The 16,772-nt window shown below is 70.6% G+C and carries 20 protein-coding genes, 1 other RNA gene and 1 pseudogene; 10 read left to right on the forward strand and 12 right to left on the reverse strand.

The window, feature by feature from the left end; genetic code table 11:
- Positions 1-38: 38 nt before the first annotated feature.
- A complete protein-coding gene (locus PARJ55_RS0108425) occupies positions 39-395 on the forward strand; it encodes a helix-turn-helix domain-containing protein (RefSeq protein WP_028712638.1) in 357 nt (118 codons plus the stop codon).
- Positions 396-551: 156 nt separating this feature from the next.
- Positions 552-919: RNase P RNA component class A (gene rnpB, locus PARJ55_RS22965), an RNA gene on the forward strand.
- A 219-nt stretch (positions 920-1,138) separates the two neighbouring features.
- On the opposite strand, the pseudogene PARJ55_RS24860 reads toward rnpB, so the two are convergent.
- Positions 1,139-1,354, reverse strand: a pseudogene (locus PARJ55_RS24860) (amidase); the annotation flags it as partial.
- A gap of 204 nt (positions 1,355-1,558) precedes the next feature.
- On the opposite strand from PARJ55_RS24860, the gene PARJ55_RS21660 reads away from it, so the two are divergent.
- The gene (locus PARJ55_RS21660) at positions 1,559-1,840 is read left to right on the forward strand and encodes a hypothetical protein (protein WP_198019328.1); all 282 of its coding nucleotides are present in this window, start codon (positions 1,559-1,561) and stop codon (positions 1,838-1,840) included.
- A complete protein-coding gene (locus PARJ55_RS0108440; protein ID WP_028712640.1) occupies positions 1,840-2,646 on the forward strand; it encodes a Ku protein in 807 nt (268 codons plus the stop codon). The genes PARJ55_RS21660 and PARJ55_RS0108440 overlap by 1 nt, the downstream gene beginning before the upstream one ends.
- Here PARJ55_RS0108440 and ligD read toward each other — a convergent pair.
- Positions 2,643-5,180 (reverse strand): DNA ligase D, encoded by a 2,538-nt coding sequence (gene ligD / locus PARJ55_RS0108445; RefSeq protein ID WP_028712641.1) that lies wholly within the window; start codon positions 5,178-5,180, stop codon positions 2,643-2,645. The two genes, PARJ55_RS0108440 and ligD, sit on opposite strands and share 4 nt — an antisense overlap.
- A gap of 203 nt (positions 5,181-5,383) precedes the next feature.
- The gene (locus PARJ55_RS0108450; RefSeq protein WP_028712642.1) at positions 5,384-5,992 is read right to left on the reverse strand and encodes a UdgX family uracil-DNA binding protein; all 609 of its coding nucleotides are present in this window, start codon (positions 5,990-5,992) and stop codon (positions 5,384-5,386) included.
- 201 nt (positions 5,993-6,193) lie between these two features.
- On the opposite strand from PARJ55_RS0108450, the gene PARJ55_RS21665 reads away from it, so the two are divergent.
- Positions 6,194-6,823, forward strand: a complete 630-nt coding sequence (locus PARJ55_RS21665; RefSeq protein WP_051416195.1) for a hypothetical protein — start codon at positions 6,194-6,196, stop codon at positions 6,821-6,823.
- Complete coding sequence (locus PARJ55_RS0108460) at positions 6,823-7,995, forward strand: zinc-dependent alcohol dehydrogenase (RefSeq protein ID WP_028712643.1); 1,173 nt, start codon at positions 6,823-6,825, stop codon at positions 7,993-7,995. Before PARJ55_RS21665 ends, PARJ55_RS0108460 begins: the two co-directional genes overlap by 1 nt.
- Positions 7,996-8,046: 51 nt before the next feature.
- On the opposite strand, the gene PARJ55_RS21670 is transcribed toward PARJ55_RS0108460, so the two are convergent.
- From PARJ55_RS21670 to PARJ55_RS0108480, 4 genes are all read right to left on the reverse strand, one after another.
- Entirely contained in the window at positions 8,047-8,877 is an 831-nt protein-coding gene (locus tag PARJ55_RS21670; protein ID WP_036697138.1) for a Ku protein, read from the reverse strand.
- Between the two features lie 84 nt (positions 8,878-8,961).
- Positions 8,962-9,405 (reverse strand): DUF421 domain-containing protein, encoded by a 444-nt coding sequence (locus PARJ55_RS0108470; protein ID WP_028712644.1) that lies wholly within the window; start codon positions 9,403-9,405, stop codon positions 8,962-8,964.
- Positions 9,406-9,414: 9 nt separating this feature from the next.
- Positions 9,415-9,924, reverse strand: coding sequence for a hypothetical protein (locus PARJ55_RS22960; RefSeq protein ID WP_051416196.1), 510 nt, complete (start codon positions 9,922-9,924; stop codon positions 9,415-9,417).
- Positions 9,925-9,990: 66 nt separating this feature from the next.
- On the reverse strand, positions 9,991-10,881 hold the full coding sequence (locus PARJ55_RS0108480; protein WP_028712645.1) for a hypothetical protein: 891 nt from the start codon (positions 10,879-10,881) through the stop codon (positions 9,991-9,993).
- A 149-nt stretch (positions 10,882-11,030) separates the two neighbouring features.
- Here PARJ55_RS0108480 and PARJ55_RS0108485 point away from each other — a divergent pair, with 149 nt between their 5' ends.
- A complete protein-coding gene (locus tag PARJ55_RS0108485; RefSeq protein ID WP_028712646.1) occupies positions 11,031-11,327 on the forward strand; it encodes a PRC-barrel domain-containing protein in 297 nt (98 codons plus the stop codon).
- 67 nt (positions 11,328-11,394) lie between these two features.
- Positions 11,395-11,601, forward strand: a complete 207-nt coding sequence (locus tag PARJ55_RS21680) for a hypothetical protein (protein ID WP_036697140.1) — start codon at positions 11,395-11,397, stop codon at positions 11,599-11,601.
- A gap of 290 nt (positions 11,602-11,891) precedes the next feature.
- Here the strand turns inward: PARJ55_RS21680 and PARJ55_RS0108495 are convergent, their stop codons facing one another.
- Genes PARJ55_RS0108495 through PARJ55_RS0108505 form a run of 3 tightly spaced genes read right to left on the reverse strand, consistent with a single transcriptional unit; the run spans position 11,892 to position 13,686 of the window.
- Positions 11,892-12,116, reverse strand: coding sequence for a hypothetical protein (locus tag PARJ55_RS0108495; RefSeq protein ID WP_028712647.1), 225 nt, complete (start codon positions 12,114-12,116; stop codon positions 11,892-11,894).
- A 29-nt stretch (positions 12,117-12,145) separates the two neighbouring features.
- The gene (locus PARJ55_RS0108500) at positions 12,146-13,003 is read right to left on the reverse strand and encodes a glucose 1-dehydrogenase (RefSeq protein WP_028712648.1); all 858 of its coding nucleotides are present in this window, start codon (positions 13,001-13,003) and stop codon (positions 12,146-12,148) included.
- Positions 13,000-13,686, reverse strand: a complete 687-nt coding sequence (locus PARJ55_RS0108505; RefSeq protein WP_028712649.1) for a hypothetical protein — start codon at positions 13,684-13,686, stop codon at positions 13,000-13,002. The genes PARJ55_RS0108500 and PARJ55_RS0108505 overlap by 4 nt, the downstream gene beginning before the upstream one ends.
- Before the next feature lie 161 nt (positions 13,687-13,847).
- Here PARJ55_RS0108505 and PARJ55_RS0108510 point away from each other — a divergent pair, with 161 nt between their 5' ends.
- Positions 13,848-14,345, forward strand: coding sequence for a ferritin-like domain-containing protein (locus PARJ55_RS0108510; RefSeq protein WP_028712650.1), 498 nt, complete (start codon positions 13,848-13,850; stop codon positions 14,343-14,345).
- A 997-nt stretch (positions 14,346-15,342) separates the two neighbouring features.
- Here PARJ55_RS0108510 and PARJ55_RS0108515 read toward each other — a convergent pair.
- Both PARJ55_RS0108515 and PARJ55_RS0108520 read right to left on the reverse strand, forming a co-directional pair.
- Entirely contained in the window at positions 15,343-15,816 is a 474-nt protein-coding gene (locus PARJ55_RS0108515; protein WP_028712651.1) for a sigma-70 family RNA polymerase sigma factor, read from the reverse strand.
- 99 nt (positions 15,817-15,915) lie between these two features.
- Positions 15,916-16,170, reverse strand: a complete 255-nt coding sequence (locus tag PARJ55_RS0108520) for a hypothetical protein (RefSeq protein ID WP_036713907.1) — start codon at positions 16,168-16,170, stop codon at positions 15,916-15,918.
- Positions 16,171-16,527: 357 nt separating this feature from the next.
- On the opposite strand from PARJ55_RS0108520, the gene PARJ55_RS0108525 reads away from it, so the two are divergent.
- Positions 16,528-16,772, forward strand: a 245-nt coding sequence (locus PARJ55_RS0108525; protein ID WP_028712653.1) for a hypothetical protein, incomplete at its 3' end; no start/stop codon positions are given.

Here is a 16,772-nt window from a genome sequence, read left to right on the forward strand (position 1 = left end):
CTAACTTACGATCCGTAAGTACGAACGGAAATGTTAGTATGCAAAATGTCCAGCGCGGAAACCTGTTGGCGGCGGAATGCCCGTCGCGCGACGTGCTGCGGCGCCTGACCGGGCGCTGGGGCATGCTGGTGCTGTGGGCGCTGAGCGGCGGCCCGCAACGCTTCGGCGGCTTGCGCAAGCGTATCGGCGGCGTCAGCGAGCGGATGCTGGCGCAGACCCTGCAGGGGCTGGAAACCGACGGCATGGTGTTGCGCCGCGACTTCGGCACCGTGCCGCCGCATGTGGAATACGAGCTGACGCCCTTGGGCCAGCAGGCGGCGGCCCGCGTCGGCGCGCTGCTCGACTGGATCGAGGACAGCCTGCCCAGCATCGCCCGAAACTGGCCCGAGTCCTGACCGGATCGCCGGCGGCCGACATCGCAAGATGGGTATTTGCAGAACGAAGAAGCAGGGCGCGGCGCCCATGGCTTCTCTGTTTTCCAAATACCCCTGCACCCGTGCCGCCACCCCGGCGCTTGACCCTTCGCGCGCCAGGGCCTATCTCAACCTCGCGCGGATGGCCGGATGACCGCGGCGGCAACGTCGAGGAAAGTCCGGACTCCATGAAGGCACGGTGCCGGGTAACGCCCGGCGGGGGCAACCCCAGGGAAAGCGCCACAGAGAAGAGACCGCCCATGCGTGCATGGGCAAGGGTGAAACGGTGGGGTAAGAGCCCACCGCCGGGCTGGCAACAGTCCCGGCACGGCAAGCCCCACCGGGAGCAATGCCGAATAGGGACCGCGCGTCGCAAGACAGGGCCGCCTTCGCCCCAGCAGGTCCGGGTTGGCAGCTAGATCCCGTCAGCAATGGCGGGGCCAGAGGAATGGTCATCGAAGGGGGCGACCCCGGAACAAAATCCGGCTTACAGGCCATCCGCGCAATTTCCTTCCTGAAATGTTATCCGCAAGGCAAGGCGCAGCCAGAACCCGGCCCTGTCCGGCGAGCAGGTCTGTCGCCCGGCCCTTGGGCAGGGCCCTCGATCTCGTCCCGGACCACGACCGAGGGCGGGGAAGCCAAGATGCGGGGCTCACGCCTCGGCCAGCCTCGTCGCGATGGCGGCCGACGATCTGCATGCAGATGGGCAATCCGCCCGCCATGCCGCAGGGCAGGCTGATCGCCGGATGCCCGGTCAGGTTGAAGGGCAGGGTCCGCACCGGTGTCCAGGCCGCGCCATCGGCAAAACCGGCAAAGGCCGGCGCGGTCTGCAACGTCGTCGCGGTGACCAGCGTGTCGCTGCCGGCCAACGCCTCGTCCATCTGCTGGCCAAGGCGCAGCGCCAGCGCGCGCGCCGTTGTCGGGTCGGCCTCGTCCAGCACCGCCCCGGTGATCAGGTTGCGCCGGACGTCGCGACCGTAATCGCCGCCGCGCGTCCGCAGCCGGCAGCTCGACCAGCTCGACCCTCACGCCCGGCAGCGAAAGCTGTGAGACCGCGCCGCCGTCGGGCCGGCCCTCGGCGGGAACATTGCGGCCTGTCCGGGGTTGAGCCGGCATCACGATTCCAGATGCAGGAGGAAAGCCTCATGGCCCATGCAAGCCGCAAGAAATTCGGGGCAGGGCAGCAGGATCAGGGCAAGGGCGACGCCTCGGGCGGCATGACCCCGGACACGGCCGAGGGCCTGCCCGAGAACGAGGTCCTGTCCAACCGCGACACCGCGCGGCATTCCCAGCAGCGCGGGCTGGACAGCCGGCATGTGCAGAACCAGCAGCACCACGACCATGTCGGCAATCGCGAGGGCGCGGAGGAGGACGACGACCTGCCCGACCGGCGCCCGGATGACGGGCCGATACGCGACGAACCCTGATGGCGCCGCGTTCGTTCTGGAAAGGCTATCTGAAGCTGTCGCTGGTCACCTGTCCGGTCTCGATGATGCCGGCCACCGGCGAGGGCGAGAAGGTTCGCTTCCACACCCTGAATGCGAAAACCGGCAATCGCGTCCTCAGCCGCTATGTCGATGCCGAAACCGGCAAGCCCGTGGCCGAGGAGGACGAGGTCAAGGGCTATCCCCGGGGCGAGGACGAGCATGTGCTGCTGGAGGATGACGAGATCGAGGCGGTGGCGCTGGAAAGCACCCGGACCATCGACATCGACATGTTCGTGCCCTCGGATTCCATCGGCTGGATCTGGTATGACAAGCCGCATTACCTGATCCCCGACGATCCCATCGGCGAAGAGGCCTATTGCGTGATCCGCGACGCCATGGGCTCGACCGGGACGGTGGGCATCTCGCGGCTGGTGCTTTATCGCCGCGAACGCGCGGTGATGCTGGAGCCGCGCGACAAGGGCATCGTGCTCTGGACCCTGCGCTATGGCGACGAGGTGCGGCCCGAGGCCGATTATTTCGACCAGATCGGCGAGGGGAAGGTCGATGCCGGGCTGCTGAAGCTGGTCACCCGGCTGATCGACGAGCGCAGCGCGCCCTGGGACCCGGCCATGGTCGCCGACCCGGTGCAGGACAAGCTTCTGGAGATCATCGCCGCCAAGACCAAGGGGCGCAAGCGGGCGGCGAAACCGAAGGCCGAGAAGCCCGCCGCGCCGGGCAATGTCATCAACATCATGGATGCGCTGAAGAAAAGCATCGCCTCGGAAAGCAAGGGCCGGCGGCGCTAGCCGGCCTTCCTGCGCCGGGTGCGCGGCGCTTCCAGCGGTGCGGCGGCGGCGCGGAAGCCCTCCCACGGATCCGAGGCGAGCGTTGCCAGCCGCGTCGGCATGTTCTGCAGGGTGAACCAGGCCGGGCCGATGCCGGCGTCAAGCTCGTCCCAGCGCAGCGGCGCCGAGACGGCGGCGCCGGGCCGGGCGCGGGTGGAATAGGCGGCGACGGCGGTGGCGCCGCGCTGGTTGCGCAGATAGTCGATCAGGATCTTGCCGCGCCGCTTGGCCTTGCTGATGGTCGAGACGTAGCGGTCCGGATCGTCGGCGGCCATGGCATCGGCCAGCGCCTTGGTGAAGGTCTTGATTGCCGGCCATTCCGCCCCCGGCCGCAGGGGCGCGACGACATGCAGCCCCTTGCCGCCCGAGGTCTTGACGAAAGCGGCGAGGCCGTGGTCCTCCAGCCGCTGGCGCAGTTCGCGCGCGGCCGCGACCACGGCGGGCCATTCCACCGCCTCGCCCGGATCGAGGTCCATGGTGATCATGTCGGGGCGCTCCCAATCGGCGATGGTCGCGCCCCAGGGGTGGATCTCCAGCGCCGCGGATTGCACCAGCCCCATCAGCCCGTCCAGGTCCTCGATCGCGATCAGCGGCTCGCCGGCGGGGTCCTTGGGATCCTGCACCTGGACGATATGCGGGCTGAGTCCCTTCCAGGCGTGTTTCTGGAAGAATTTCTCGCCCGCGATGCCGTTCGGGCAGCGCAGCAGCGCCAGCGGCCGGCCGGTGATCCAGGGCGCGATATGGCGCCAGATCTCGGCGTAATAGTCGGCGAGCCCTTCTTTCGTGACGCCTTCCTCGGGCCAGTAAAGCCGGTCCGGGTGGGTCAGCCGCACCCGGCGGCGCTGCGGGGCAGGGGGCTTCGCGGCGGGCCTGGCGGTCTCGCGCACGATCTCGGTCGCGGGCTTGTCCTCGCGCAGGCCGCGGAACGAGGCGTGGCGCAGGTGGCCGTCGGCGGTCCAGGCGCGGAACTCGACCTCGGCCACCAGCTCGGGGCGGACATAGCGGGCCTGCCGCGCCTCCTCCGCCGTCAGGCGGGCGGCGAAGGGGCTTTTTGGGATGCGCATCCGGTCCAGCCGGCGGAACAGATCCTCGGCCACGGCGCCGGAAAACCCGGTGCCGACCCGGCCGACATGCTGCAATTCGCCATTCTCGTAAACGCCGAGGATCAGCGAGCCGATGGCCCTGCGCGATACCGAGGAGGGCACGTAGCCTGCCACGACGAATTCCTGCCGGGCCGAGCATTTCGACTTGACCCAGGACCGGCCGCGCCCGGAGCGATAGGGGCTGTCGCGCAGCTTCGACACGATCCCCTCCAGGCTCAGCCGGCAGGCATGGCGCAGGACCAGCGCGCCGCTTTCCTCGAAATGGCTGCTCAGGCGCAGGATGCCGGCGGCCTCGCCCAGAAGCCGCGCCAGCAGCGCCTTGCGCTCGACCAGGGGCACGGCGCGCAGGTCGTAGCCGTCCAGATGCAGCAGGTCGAAGGCGTAGAACACGAAGCGATCGGCGCGGCCGGCGCTCAGATCGGCCTGAAGCGCCGAGAAATCCGAGGCGCCGGCATCGGTCTCGACCACCAGCTCGCCGTCGAGGATGGCGGCGCCGGCGGGCAGGTCGCGCAGCGCCGCCGGCACGGCCTTGCCGAAGCGCGCGGTCCAGTCCAGCCCGCTGCGGGTCAGAAGCTTGACCCGCCCGGCCTCGATGCGGGCCAGCAGGCGGTAGCCGTCGAACTTGATCTCGTGCAGCCAGCGTTCGCCCTGCGGCGCGGCCGAGACCAGCGTGGCCAGCATCGGCTCGATAAAGCCCGGCATCGGCGCCTTGCGCGCACCCTTGACCGCCGCGGGCTCGGGCGGCTGAGGGTCGGGGTCTGCAGCGGGCTTTTTCGCCCGGCCGGCCGATTTGCGGATGCGGCCGGTCTTCGAGGACCAGCCCGGCGCCTCGCCCGCGACATCCGCGATCACCCGGCCGGTCTTGACCGATTCCGGTCGCTGGTCGAGGATGTCCGGCGCGTCCTCGCCGCGCGCGAAATCGTCCTCGCCCTTGATGAGCAGCCAGTTCTCGCGCTTCTCGCGCGGCTTGCCGCGCATGCGGACCAGATGCCAGCGCCCGCCCAGCTTTTCGCCCTGCAGCGTGAATTCCAGATGGCCCTTGGCATAGCCCTGATGCGGATCGCCCTCGGGCGTCCAGGTGCCGCGATCCCACAGGATGACGGTGCCGCCGCCATATTCGCCCTTGGGGATGGTGCCTTCGAAATCGCCGTATTCCAGCGGATGGTCCTCGACATGCACCGCCAGGCGCTTTTCGCCGGACACCAGGCTGGGGCCCTTGGCGACGGCCCAGCTTTTCAGCACGCCGTCCAGCTCCAGCCGGAAGTCGTAATGCAGCCGGGTCGCGGCATGTTTCTGGATGACGAAGGCGTTGCCAGCCTTGCGCCGCCGCCCGCCGCGCGGCTCGGGCGTCGCCGAGAAATCCCGCTTCTTGCGATAGGTCTCCAGCGCCATGGCCTAGCCGCCGACGCTTTCGGGCGCGGGTCCTGCGCGCCGGCGATCCGCAGGGGCCGGTCGGTCGGCATGGCCGGCAACGGGCGATGTCATCCTGGCTCTCCCTTTCCAGTCCCGGGCGCTTGGCGGGAACCGCGACATTCCTTCCAACCGTCCCCGCGGGCCGTTTGTTCCCCGGGCAAGGGGCAGGGAGGGGCCGCCGCTCATCCCGCCAGCCGCCAGGCGCGGCGCAGATCGGCAAGGAACAGTTGCCTTTCCCTTTCGCGCGCCGCGGAATCGCGGATGCGCAGCAGCCAGGAGGGATGGATCGTCGCGATCATCGGGATTCCGTCCTCGATGCGGCCGGTCTTGCCGCGCAGCGACGAGATCGACACCGGACGGCCCAGCAGGCTGCGAAGCGCCGTCGCCCCCATGGCCACCAGAACGGCGGGGGCGACCAGCTTCAGCTCCTGCCCCAGCCACCATTTGCAGCGGTCGATCTCGCCGGCATTCGGGCTGCGGTGCAGGCGCCGCTTGCCGCGCGGCTCGAACTTGAAATGCTTGACGGCATTGGTCACGAAGATCTGGTCGCGCGGGATGCCCGCCTCGGCCAGGGTCTGGTCGAAGAGGCGGCCCGCCGGGCCGACGAAGGGGCGGCCGGCCAGATCCTCCTTATCGCCCGGCTGCTCGCCCACGACCATCATGCGCGCCTGCCGGTGGCCCTCGCCCGGCACGACCTGCGTCGCGTCGCGATAAAGCGGGCAGCGCGTGCAGTTCGCCTCGGCCTCGGCCAGCGCGCCGAGGGTCGCGGCCTCGACTTCCGCCTCGGACATCGGGTCTCCTCCTTGCCGCCCGGCATCGGGCCGCTTTGGCCGCCCCGGGCTCTGGCTGCTCAACGGATGCCGGGGCGGGATGTTCCCGCCGCCCGGGCCCTGCGGCTCTCGCGGGAACAAACCGGCGGCCCGGCGGTTCCCATCGCCGTCCCGAAGCCGGCGGCCCATTGCCGTGAAGGAGCAGCCGCGAAGGAGGAAAGGATGCCCGGACAGGACAGGAATGCGCGCCACAGGGATCTTGCCGTGCTGGCCTGCGCGGCGGCGTTGTCGCTGGGTGCGGGGATGCTGCTGTGGAGGCGGGCGACGGGCGGGCACCGCTCGGACGACGCGCCGGGCCGCGCGGCGCGGCGGCTGGATTTCGGCGGCTATCAGGTGGTCGGGCGGACCGTCACGATTGCCGCGCCCCGCAGCGCCGTCCATGCGCCATGGCGCGATCCCGCGCAGCTGAACCGGATTTTCGCCGGCGGGCTGAAGGTCCGGCCGCTGTCGGAGGACCGGATGGCGTGGATCCTCGCCACCCCCTCGGGCGAGATCGAGGTCGAGACGCGGCTGGTCGAGGAACGCGCGGGCGAAATCCTGGCCTGGCGGTCCGTGGACGGCTCCGGGATCGACGTCGAGGCCAAGCTCCAGCTTCGCGACGCCCCGGCCGGCCGGGGCACCGAGGTCGAGGCGCATATCGCCTGGCGGCCGCCTTGGGGCCTGCCCGGGCACTGGGCGGCGCGGCTGGGCGGCACCGATCCCGGACGGCTTTGCCGGCAGGCGCTGAAACGCCTGAAGATGCTGGTGGAAACCGGCGAAATCACCACGGCGGACAATCGGAGGGATTCGTGATGCGCGCCTTGACCTGGCAGGGAAAACACGACGTGCGGGTGGATACCGTCCCCGATCCCCGGATCGTCAATCCGCGCGACGCGATCATCGAGGTGACCGCGACGGCGATTTGCGGCTCGGATCTGCATCTCTATGACGGGGTGATCCCGGGCCTGCGGCCGGGCGACGTGCTCGGCCATGAATTCATGGGCCGGGTGGTCGAGACCGGGCCCGGCTCGACGCTGAAGCCGGGCCAGCGGGTGGTGGTGCCCTTCACCATCTCTTGCGGCAGCTGCTTCTTCTGCGCGCAGGGCCAGTTCTCGGCCTGCGACAATTCCAACCCGGTCGAGGCGCAGGAGGCGTCGGAATTGCTCTATGGCCATGCGATGAGCGGGCTTTTCGGCTATTCGCACCTGACCGGCGGCTATCCGGGCGGGCAGGCGGAATATGTGCGGGTGCCGTTTTCCGATGTCGGTCCCATCGTGGTGCCGGACGGGGTCCCGGACGAGCAGGTGCTGTTCCTGTCCGATATCCTGCCGACCGGCTGGATGGCGGCCGAGAACGCGCAGATCCAGCCGGGCGACAGCGTGGCGGTTTGGGGCTGCGGCCCGGTGGGCCTGTTCACCGTCCAGTCGGCGCTGCTGATGGGGGCAGAGCAGGTCATCGCGATCGACCATCATCCCAACCGGCTGCGGCTGGCGCGTGATCTGGGCGCCAGGGTGATCGACTATCGCCACAGCCATGTGCTGGAGGCGCTGCCGGAGATGACCGGCGGCATCGGCCCGGATGCGGTGATCGACGCCGTCGGCATGGAGAGCCACGGCTTTGCGCCGGACAACCTGCTGGACACCGCCAAGCAGAAGGTGGGCATCGGCGTGGACCGGGCGCATGTGCTGCGCATGGCGCTGCTCGCGGTGCGCAAGGGCGGCCGGGTGTCGGTGCCGGGCGTCTATGGGGGCATTGCCGACAAGTTCCCGCTGGGGGCGCTGATGGAGAAGGGCCTGCAGATCCGCGCCGGCCAGACGCATGTGCAGAAATACGGGCAGGATCTGCTGCAACGCATCCTCGAAGGGCAGATCGACACCACCTTCCTGATCTCGCATCGCCTGTCGCTGGAGGACGCCGCCACGGGCTACAGGAACTTCCGCGACAATCAGGACGAATGGACCAAGGTGGTGCTGAACCCCCGCTGAGGCCGGCGCGGGCGGTTCTGCGCCTGGCCGCCCGCCTCGCGGAGGGCCGGCTTAGCCGCTTTTGCGCTGGCGAGCGGCGGGCTTCTTCCGCGCCGCCGGCTTTTTCGCGCCCCGCCCGGCGCTTTCGCGCAGCGCCGCCATCAGGTCCACGACCTTTTCGCGCGGCGCCGGTTTCCTGGGCGCGATCCGGCGCCCCTCCAGCTTGGCCCGGACCAGATCGGCCAGCGCCGCCTCGTAGCGGTCCTCGAAACCGGCAATGTCGAATTCGCCCATCTTGGTGGCGATGATATGCTCGGCCAAGTCCAGCATCTCGCCCTTGATCTTCACGGCCGAGACATCGCGGAAGGCTTCTGCGGCCGAGCGCACCTCATAGTCGAAATTCAGCGTCGTCGCGATCATGCCGGGGCCATGGGCGCGGATCAGCACCGTGCGCACGCGCCGGAACAGCACCGCCCGCGCCAGCGCCGCCACCTTCTTGCGGCGCATGCCTTCGCGGATCAGGGCGAAGGCCTCCTCGGCGGGCCGGTCGGCCGGGGTCAGGTAATAGGGCCGGTCGAAATAGACGTCGTCGATGTCGCCGCAGGCGACGAAGCTGGCCACGGCCAGCGTCTTGTCGCTTTCCGGGACGGCGGCGGCGATCTCCTCGGGATCGAGGACGACGTAATCGCCCTCGCCGACCTCGTAGCCCTTGACCTGATCGTCCTTCTCGACCGGCTTTCCGGTGGTGCCGTCCACGAACTGCCGCCGCACCCGGTGGCCGGTGGCGCGGTTCAGCGTGTGAAAGGCGATGCGCTCCGAGGTCGAGGCGGCGGCATGTAACGCCACCGGGCAGCTCAGCTCGGCGATCTTCAGCAGTCCTTTCCAGATCGCCCTGGGGGCCATGGCGCGCGTCCTTCGTGGAAATCCGCAACGATGACCAACGCCCCGGGTGAAACGGGGGTTCCGGCGCCGCGGATCATGCCGGGGCTACTTTCGCGGGATGATGCTGATCGCCCCGCTGATTTCCAGCACCGCGGCGTCGATCTCCCGCAACGTGGCGAGGCCGTGCTGCACGCGCGCGGCTTCCAGGATATCGGCCGGGCTGACGCGCGCGCGCGTCAGCGCCTCGCGGTCGATCTCGCCCCGGCTCATCAGCACCGTGGGCGTTCCGTCCAGCCAGAGCGCCAGCCGCGCCGAGCGCATCTTGGCGAAGGACAGGATCACGTCGACGGTCACCAGCGTGATCATCAGCACCACCGCATTCACGATCGAGAAGTCGTCGCCCAGCAGCGCCTGCTGCGTCGTCTCGGCGATGATGAGCAGCAGGACGAAATCGAAGGGCGTGGTCTGCGCCAGCGTGCGGCGCCCGGACAGCCGGGTCATGGCCAGCAGGACCAGATAGATCGCAATGCCTCGGATCACGGAGTCCATCGGCGGCCCTCACGGCAGGATCAGGATGTGGGCGGTCCGGGTTTCGGCGCCGATCCCGACCTCGAGGCGCGTCCAGCCGAAATGCTTCGCCCGGATGTCCAGCGTCACGGTCCGCGGGTCCTCCCCCTCGGCCGCAAAGACGAAGCTCTGCGCGGCGCCGGACAGCGCGCTCCGCTCCGGCTCGGGCTGGATGCGCTCGACCGAGAAACGGTCGAGGAAGTCCCGCCCGATGCGCAGGCCGTGCGAGGGGGCGGGGCGCTCGAAACGGACCTTCAGCTCGTCGGGCCCTTCCCAGCGGCTGATGCGGGGGAACTCGACCCGCGCGCCGTCGAAGCGCATGACGGATTTCTGGAAGGCGCCGCCGCTGCCGGTCAGGCCCAGCAGCGCCACAAGGCAGGCCGCGGCGAAGGCCAGCCAGGCGAGGCGCTGCGCCCGCCAGAACCGGCGCTGGAAGGCGCGGTCCTCCTCGATCTGCAGGCCGTCCGCGCGCAGGGGCGGGGCGGCCGGGTCCTTGGCCATCGGGCGATCCTCCCCGGAAAGGTCGTCCCCGGCCAGGGCCGCGGACGACGCATCGCGCTTTCGCCGTTACTGGGTGGCGGGGACAGGGCCGTCCTCGTCGAATTCCGGCAGCGCCTCGAGTTGCTCGCGCGTCCAGGGCAGATAGATGCGCAGGTCGGTATCCTTGCGATAGACCACCAGATCGCCGACCGGCACCGCGACGCGATGCTCTCCCATGCCCAGGAAGCCGCCGACATCGATGATGGCATGGCTGATCTCGGCCGCGCCCATGCCTTCGGCCTGGGCATCCGCCTGGGCATCGGTCGGGGCCTGCGCCGGGGGCGTGGTGGCGTCGGTGGGCGTGATGGTGCCGGCATCCGAGCCGATGTTCTCCATCCGGTCGGTGTCGCCGGTATCGGTGCCGGTGGCGACATTGCTGGAATCCGACTCGGTCATCGGCGCCGCGCCGTCGGGACTGGCGGAATCGGCCGGGCTGTCCGCCGCGCCGGCGGCCGTGTCGGTCGTCGTATCGGTCGTCGTATCGGTGGCCGCGCCGGTGGTCGTGTCCGCCGGGGCTTCGGCCGGCGCCTCGGTCGTGGCCGCGGGGGCGGCCTCGGATGTGGCGTCGGGGGCGGTGGCGGTGCCGGCATCGCCGCCTTGCAGCGAGGTGGTGCCGTTGGCAAAGACCAGCCCATGCACCTCGCCGATCTCCTCGCCGCTGGCGTCGTAGACGGTGGCGCCCTCCAGGTTCTCGGTCGTCAGCACCACGTCGCCTTCGACATAGCCGTCGGGCGGGGTGATGATCGGTGCGGGCTCCAGGGCGGGGGCGCTCTCCTGTCCCATCGGCACCGGTTGGGTGTCGGCCTGCGGGGTGTCGGCCTCTGGCGCCGGGGCCTCTGGCGTCGGGGTGTCCTGGGCCTGGGCCGCCGCGACGCTCAGCGCGGCGGCAAGGGCGGTGGTGACGAACAGATGTCTCATCTTTTCCTCCTCCGGATGCGGGTTGACGGGCCGTGAACCGGTTGCGGCGGAAAATGTTCCAGCCGCCCTCCTCACGGCAGCGTTATGGAACAGATCGGCATCGGCCCTGTTGAAACCACCCAACCCGAGAATGCAGAGGAGGGATCGGAATGGACCACAGCACCCATATTCGCCTGCGCGAGGACGAGTTGACCGAGGCCGCGCTGACCGGGGCCACCGTCTACGGCCCGGGCGACGAGCGGATCGGCCATGTCTCGCATGTCCACGGCACCGGCGGCGACACGCTGGTGGTGATCGATGTCGGCGGTTTCCTGGGAATCGGGTCGAAGCCGGTGGCCGTGCCCGCCCGCGACCTGGATTTCATGCGCGACGCCAGCAACAGCGTGCATGCCGTCACGCGCTGGACCAAGGACGAGCTGAAGGAGATGCCGGAGCATCGCGAGTGAGGGCTCGCTGACGCGTCCCCGCGCCGGCCCGTCAAGGGCCGGCCGCCGCAACCAGGAGGATCCTGCCATGGGCAAGACATTTGATCCGCAAGAGGAAAACACCAAGTTCAACGTGCGCAAGCGGGCCCAGGACCTGAAGATGGGCAATGCCGATCCGGTGCTGAACCCGCGGCAGATGCCGGGCTCGGACGAGCCCAATGCCGGCGGCCAGAACCGCGAGGCGGGCGACCGCAAGGCCCGCCAGAACGATCCCGTCACGAACAGGGGGGAATAGGACCCGCCGGGCTTGCCCGGCCCTGACCGGAAACATGGCCCCGACCCGGCTATCGGCCGGGCCGGGGCCATCCATGCGTAGGGCGCCTGCCCGCGCAAGCCCGCGCCATTGCCGGCCGCGCGCCGGCCAGGGTCATGTTCTTTCTTGTCAAAATATCCTCGGGGGTCCGGGGGCAGACAGCCCCCGGCACCGGCCGCGCCGGCAGAACGCCGTTCGGATCTGCTGCGGGTCCTAGGCCGCCCGACGCCGCGCTGCCGACCTTGCGCCCCACCTTGCGCCGCGCCGCCCCTTCAGTAATTCCCGGGCGGATCGCTTGCGGGAAAGGATTCGTCGCTCTGCTCGTCGACGATGTCCCAGTCGCGCGGCGGGTTTTCCATCCGGCGGCGGCCGGCGGGGCGGATGTCCCGCCGCCCCGCCGCGCCCCGCGGGGCCGGGCGCGCCAGCGCATCGCACAGCCCCTTCAGCGCGAAGCCGGCGGCGAGGCCGCAGACGAAGACCAGCGGACGGTTGCTCATGACTGCACTCCTTCTTCGGGTTCTGGGCCTCAGATCATCGGCATTCCGCCGGTGACGGCGATGGTGGCGCCCGAGACATAGCTCGACATCGGTTCGGCCAGCATCACATAGGCCGAGGCCAGCTCGACCGGCTGGGCCGGGCGCTGCATCGGATAGTTGGCGCCGAACTTCGCTACCTCTTCGGGCGACATGCTGGCCGGGATCAGCGGCGTCCAGACCGGCCCCGGCGCCACCGCGTTCACCCTTATGCCGCGCCCGGCAAGCATCTGCGCCAGCCCGGTGGTGAAATTCTGGATCGCGCCCTTGGTGGTGGCATAGGCCAAGAGCTTGGGATTGGGCTTGTCGGCATTGATCGAGGCGGTGTTGATGATCGCCGCACCCTCGGGCATATGCGGCACCGCCGCCTTGGTCAGGTGGAAGATCGCGTCGATATTGACCGCGAAGGTGTGGCGCCATTCCTCGTCCGGGATCTCCTCGATGCTGTCGAACAGCGCCTGATGCGCGGCATTGTTGACCAGGATGTCGATGCGGCCGAAGCGTTCGACCACCTCGGCGACGATCTTGCGGCAATGGTCGGGATCGGCGATGTCGCCGGGGATAGACAGGCAGTCGCGCCCGGCCTCGCCCACCAGTTCGGCGGTGCTGGCGGCATCCTCTGTCTCGTTGAGCCAGGACAGCGCAAGATCGGCGCCCTCGCGGGCATAGGCGATGGCGACGGCGCGGCCGATGCCGCTGTCTCCGCCGGTGATCAGCGCCACCTTGCCCTCCAGCCGGCCGGCGCCCTTCCAGCTCTCCTCGCCATGGTCCGGGCGCGGGTCCATCTTCCGGAAGCTGCCGGGCAGGTCCTGCTGCTGCTCGGGAAAGGGTGGCTTGGGATAATCGCTCATCGGTCGGGCCTTTCGTCGGGGTTGGGGGCGCCGGGCTGCTTGTTGCCGTCGCCTTGGCGGTTCGGGTCCTCGGTGACGGCGCCGGCCGGGTCCATGCGTTGCTGGCGCTGGTCGAGCACATGCGGCGCCGGCCGGCGCAGCCGCTCGACGGCCGAAAGGGGCGGCGGCGCGGCGCCGGGGTCGCGGGGGGAACGGGTCCGGCGGCCCGGGGGTTCCGGCGCGCGGCTGCCGATCGCCTCGGCCGCGATCAGGCCCAGCGACAGGCCGACCCCCAGCGCGAGCAGGCCCAGCCCGACGCCCGCGGGCGGCAGCACCAGCTCCCATCCCGGGCGCAGGCGCGCCGGCATCAGGCCGTAATCCACCAGCCCGGCCAGGGCGGCGGACCCCAGGCCGGCCAGCCAGGCCAGCCCCATGCCGCCGCTTCGCGCGCGCCGGGCCAGCAGCACCGCAATCGCTGCCCAGAAGAAACACGAGGCGACATGGATGACGGCGCCCAGGCCGGTATGGGCCAGATCCAGCGCCGGCTCGGTCGCGGCGGCGGGGCCGTGCAGCACATGGCTGGTTGCGTTGATGGCGATCCATGGCGGCAGGCCGCGCGCGGCGGCAAGCGCGCCCAGCATCGCGGCCGAGGCGATCGCCGCCATCGTCGCGGCAAGGGGCCAGCCGATGGCGAACCGCCGCATTGGTCGGGTGCCTTGCATTTCGGCTCCTGCTTTTCTGCTTCGGGCTTTCTGAACCTTTTTCTCTTCTGATTGTTCCGTGGAACATCTTTGCCTTGGTTTTGTTGATTGCGTCTCGGCTCCGGGTTCCGGGGCTGTTTTTTTTTTCAGGAAGGAGACATCCGATGCCCGACAAGGTCCTCGACGATCTTTTCCACGACACGCTGAAGGACATCTATTATGCCGAGCGGCAGATCGTGAAGGCGCTGCCGAAGATGGCGCGCGGGGCGCAGTCCGAGCGGCTGCGCGAGGCCTTCGAGCAGCACCGCGAGCAGAGCGAGACGCATGTGGAGCGGCTGCAGCAGGTGTTCGAGCTTCTGGGCAAGCCGGCGCGGGGCAAGACCTGCCCGGCCATCGACGGCATCATCGAGGAGGGCGAGGAGGTCCTGGCGGCCTTCAAGGGCGCCCCGGCGCTGGATGCCGGGCTGATCGCCGCCGCCCAGGCGGTGGAGCATTACGAGATCGCCCGCTACGGCACGCTGCGGCAATGGGCGCGGCAGCTGGGGCTGAAGGAGGCGGCGGCGCTTCTGGAGCAGACGCTGGAGGAGGAATCGCAGACCGACGAACTGCTGACCGAGATCGCCGAGAGCGAGGCCAACCGCGACGCGGTCGAGCCGGCCTGAGGCGGGCCTCCGGCCGCCCGGTTCTGCGGCGGCCGGCGCGGCCTCCGGCGGGGCGGCAAGGCAGGCATCGGTGCCCGGAAACGCATGCCCGCCGCAGGCGGGGTGCGCAGGATGGCCGCGGCATGAGGCGTCCCCCTCCGGGGGAACATCCCGGGCAGGAGGGCGGCCAGGACCGGAGGGGAGTGGCCCAGGCCCGGTCCTGAAGCGGGAGCTGAGGGCCTCCAGGCTCGGCCGCGGCGCGACGCCCCCTTGGGCCGGCAAGCCCGAGCCGGAGGGCGGCGGCACCGGCGCGGAGGCAAAGGCGGCGGGGGAAGCGGAAGGCCGCAAGCGCAGGAGGGCGGGGCGCGCCGGCGGCCCTCCGGCAAGGCGGGGCCACAAGGCCGAACGCACGAGGCCGAACGCACGAGGCCGAACGCGCAAGGCCGAACGCACAGGGCCGAACGCGCAAGGCCGAACGCACGGCCGGACCCGTCGGCCGGCATCATTCGCCCCGCCCTGCTCGGCCGCGCCTCGATCGGCCCTCTCGAACGCTCCACCTCATTCTGGCCGGCCTCGTTCTGGCCGCCTCGTTCGGGGCGCCTCAATCGGGCCGCGGCCGCCGCCGGCCTGCCGGCCCGCCGCTCCGGGTCCTCCGGATGCGGCCGGGCGGCGGCGTGGCGGCCGCGCCCCGACCCCGGCAGGGCCAGCGCCCGCCGCGGCCCCGAGGGGCGCGCGCGCGGCCGGCGGAACCGCCCGGCGCGGCGCGCCTGCCCCCGGGCCGCGGACCGGCGGCGCGCGAGGGGAACTTCCGCAGGGCGTGCCGGCTGCCTCCGGGAAGGCGGGAAACCGCCCGGCCGGGCAAATGTTCCAGGCCCCCAATGTTCCCGGCCCCAAATGTCCCAGGCTCGTCTTCCCCGCATATGTTCCCGCGCCGGTTCCCCGCCCGTCCTTCCGGCGAGCCGCCCGGCCCTGGCCATGACCATGGCCCCGGGGCAGGCGCCCGGGACCCGGGCCGGGGTCAGAGCGCCGGCTCCAGCACCCGGCGCAGCATCGAACGCGCCCGGTTCACCCGGCTCTTGATGGTGCCGATGTCGCAGTCGAGGATGCGGGCGGCGTCGAGATAGGTCTCGCCGAGCGCGCCGACCAGGATGATCGCCTCGCGGTAATGCCGCGGCATCTCGCGCAGCGCCGCCTGCAGCTCGGTCGCCTGCAGGTGCCATTCCTGCCCGGGCCTGACCTGCGCCAGCAGCGAGGCGCAATCCGCCGCCCCGGTGCGCTCGCGCGCGGCCTTCTGGCAATTGGTCAGGAAGCGGTTGCGCATGATGGTGAACAGCCAGGCGCGCATGTTGGTGCCGGGCCGGTAGCGATGGGCGTTCTCGATGGCGCGCAGCAGGGTCTCCTGGACCAGGTCCTCGGCATCGGGGACCGACCTGCACAGGGCGCGCGAATAGGCCCGGAGGGCTGGGATATGTCCGAGTATGTCGTCCGACATGACGGTCCTTCGCGATCCTCGAGGTGGCGACGCCGAGTCAATGCCGGGACGGGGGGATGGTTCCGCGCGAAAGCGCGGCCGGGCGGAAAGCGGCCGGGGCTAGCGGGCGCCGCCGCCCTTGCCGGGACCGCCGCCATCGCCGGGGGCCTTGCCGGGGCCATTGCCAGGGCCCTTGCCGGGGCCGGCGCGGCGGTGGCGGGCGTCCTCGAGCGCCGTCTCGAGCCGCCTGGCCAGTTCGCGCAGCCGCGGCGAGACCGGCTCCTTCTCGGTCTGCGCCAGCAGGTCGGCCAGGGCCCTGTCCAGTTCGGGGTCCGGCTCGGGATCGACGGCGGGGCCGCCTTCAGCGTTGGCCATCGGGGTCTCCATCTTCCAGGCGAGTTGACATATCTTAATCGATCGTCGCCGCTTGGCGACCCTCTGCAACCTGCATATTCCGGCAGTGTTGCAGAACGGGACGCGCCCTCCCGCTCACATTCGGGCGATGCGGGCGGGGCGCCGCCGGGGGCCTGGCGTTCCGGGGGCCTTGCGTTCCAAGGGCTTGCGGCGGCTTGCGGAGGCTTGCGGGGGGGGTGGCCCCGGCGGTCCCCGTTCCTTTCCATGCCTTCCGGCCCCTGCCGTCGCCGCGGCGGCCTGGGCCGGGGCGGGAACATTTGCGCCCCCTGCCGGTTCATCGGCCCCACAGCATGGAGGGGCATCAGATGGAGGCATCACATGGCGCGTGAGACGGAGACCTCCGGCAGCAGGCGCCGGCCGGAGGGCCGGCAGGAGGACCGGCAGGAGGGCGGGCCGGAGGATCGGGCCCGGACGCAATCGGGGCCGCAATCGGGGCCGCAATCGGGCGCGCAATCCGGCCAGGACCAGGCGGATCAGGAGCAGCCGGACCAGGATCAGGAGCAAGATCAGGATCAGGAGCAAGATCAGGACCAGGCGGATGGCCGGGGCGACGGCTTCGCCGC

The sequence above is a fragment of the Paracoccus sp. J55 genome, from assembly GCF_000513975.1.
Lineage (GTDB): Bacteria > Pseudomonadota > Alphaproteobacteria > Rhodobacterales > Rhodobacteraceae > Paracoccus.

What these genes read in the sequence shown, in the direction of transcription:
- PARJ55_RS0108495 (WP_028712647.1), bottom strand. Translation starts at nt 12,116, where the DNA reads ATGAGCAACCGTCCGCTGGTCTTCGTCTGCGGCCTCGCCGCCGGCTTC.
- PARJ55_RS21670 (WP_036697138.1), bottom strand. Translation starts at nt 8,877, where the DNA reads ATGGCCCCCAGGGCGATCTGGAAAGGACTGCTGAAGATCGCCGAGCTG.
- PARJ55_RS0108505 (WP_028712649.1), bottom strand. Translation starts at nt 13,686, where the DNA reads ATGCGGCGGTTCGCCATCGGCTGGCCCCTTGCCGCGACGATGGCGGCG.
- PARJ55_RS0108425 (WP_028712638.1), top strand. Translation starts at nt 39, where the DNA reads ATGCAAAATGTCCAGCGCGGAAACCTGTTGGCGGCGGAATGCCCGTCG.
- PARJ55_RS0108515 (WP_028712651.1), bottom strand. Translation starts at nt 15,816, where the DNA reads ATGTCGGACGACATACTCGGACATATCCCAGCCCTCCGGGCCTATTCG.
- PARJ55_RS0108470 (WP_028712644.1), bottom strand. Translation starts at nt 9,405, where the DNA reads ATGGACTCCGTGATCCGAGGCATTGCGATCTATCTGGTCCTGCTGGCC.
- PARJ55_RS0108460 (WP_028712643.1), top strand. Translation starts at nt 6,823, where the DNA reads ATGCGCGCCTTGACCTGGCAGGGAAAACACGACGTGCGGGTGGATACC.
- PARJ55_RS21665 (WP_051416195.1), top strand. Translation starts at nt 6,194, where the DNA reads ATGCCCGGACAGGACAGGAATGCGCGCCACAGGGATCTTGCCGTGCTG.
- PARJ55_RS22960 (WP_051416196.1), bottom strand. Translation starts at nt 9,924, where the DNA reads ATGGCCAAGGACCCGGCCGCCCCGCCCCTGCGCGCGGACGGCCTGCAG.
- PARJ55_RS21680 (WP_036697140.1), top strand. Translation starts at nt 11,395, where the DNA reads ATGGGCAAGACATTTGATCCGCAAGAGGAAAACACCAAGTTCAACGTG.
- PARJ55_RS0108480 (WP_028712645.1), bottom strand. Translation starts at nt 10,881, where the DNA reads ATGAGACATCTGTTCGTCACCACCGCCCTTGCCGCCGCGCTGAGCGTC.
- PARJ55_RS0108450 (WP_028712642.1), bottom strand. Translation starts at nt 5,992, where the DNA reads ATGTCCGAGGCGGAAGTCGAGGCCGCGACCCTCGGCGCGCTGGCCGAG.
- PARJ55_RS0108440 (WP_028712640.1), top strand. Translation starts at nt 1,840, where the DNA reads ATGGCGCCGCGTTCGTTCTGGAAAGGCTATCTGAAGCTGTCGCTGGTC.
- PARJ55_RS21660 (WP_198019328.1), top strand. Translation starts at nt 1,559, where the DNA reads ATGGCCCATGCAAGCCGCAAGAAATTCGGGGCAGGGCAGCAGGATCAG.
- PARJ55_RS0108510 (WP_028712650.1), top strand. Translation starts at nt 13,848, where the DNA reads ATGCCCGACAAGGTCCTCGACGATCTTTTCCACGACACGCTGAAGGAC.
- PARJ55_RS0108500 (WP_028712648.1), bottom strand. Translation starts at nt 13,003, where the DNA reads ATGAGCGATTATCCCAAGCCACCCTTTCCCGAGCAGCAGCAGGACCTG.
- PARJ55_RS0108520 (WP_036713907.1), bottom strand. Translation starts at nt 16,170, where the DNA reads ATGGCCAACGCTGAAGGCGGCCCCGCCGTCGATCCCGAGCCGGACCCC.
- ligD (WP_028712641.1), bottom strand. Translation starts at nt 5,180, where the DNA reads ATGGCGCTGGAGACCTATCGCAAGAAGCGGGATTTCTCGGCGACGCCC.
- PARJ55_RS0108485 (WP_028712646.1), top strand. Translation starts at nt 11,031, where the DNA reads ATGGACCACAGCACCCATATTCGCCTGCGCGAGGACGAGTTGACCGAG.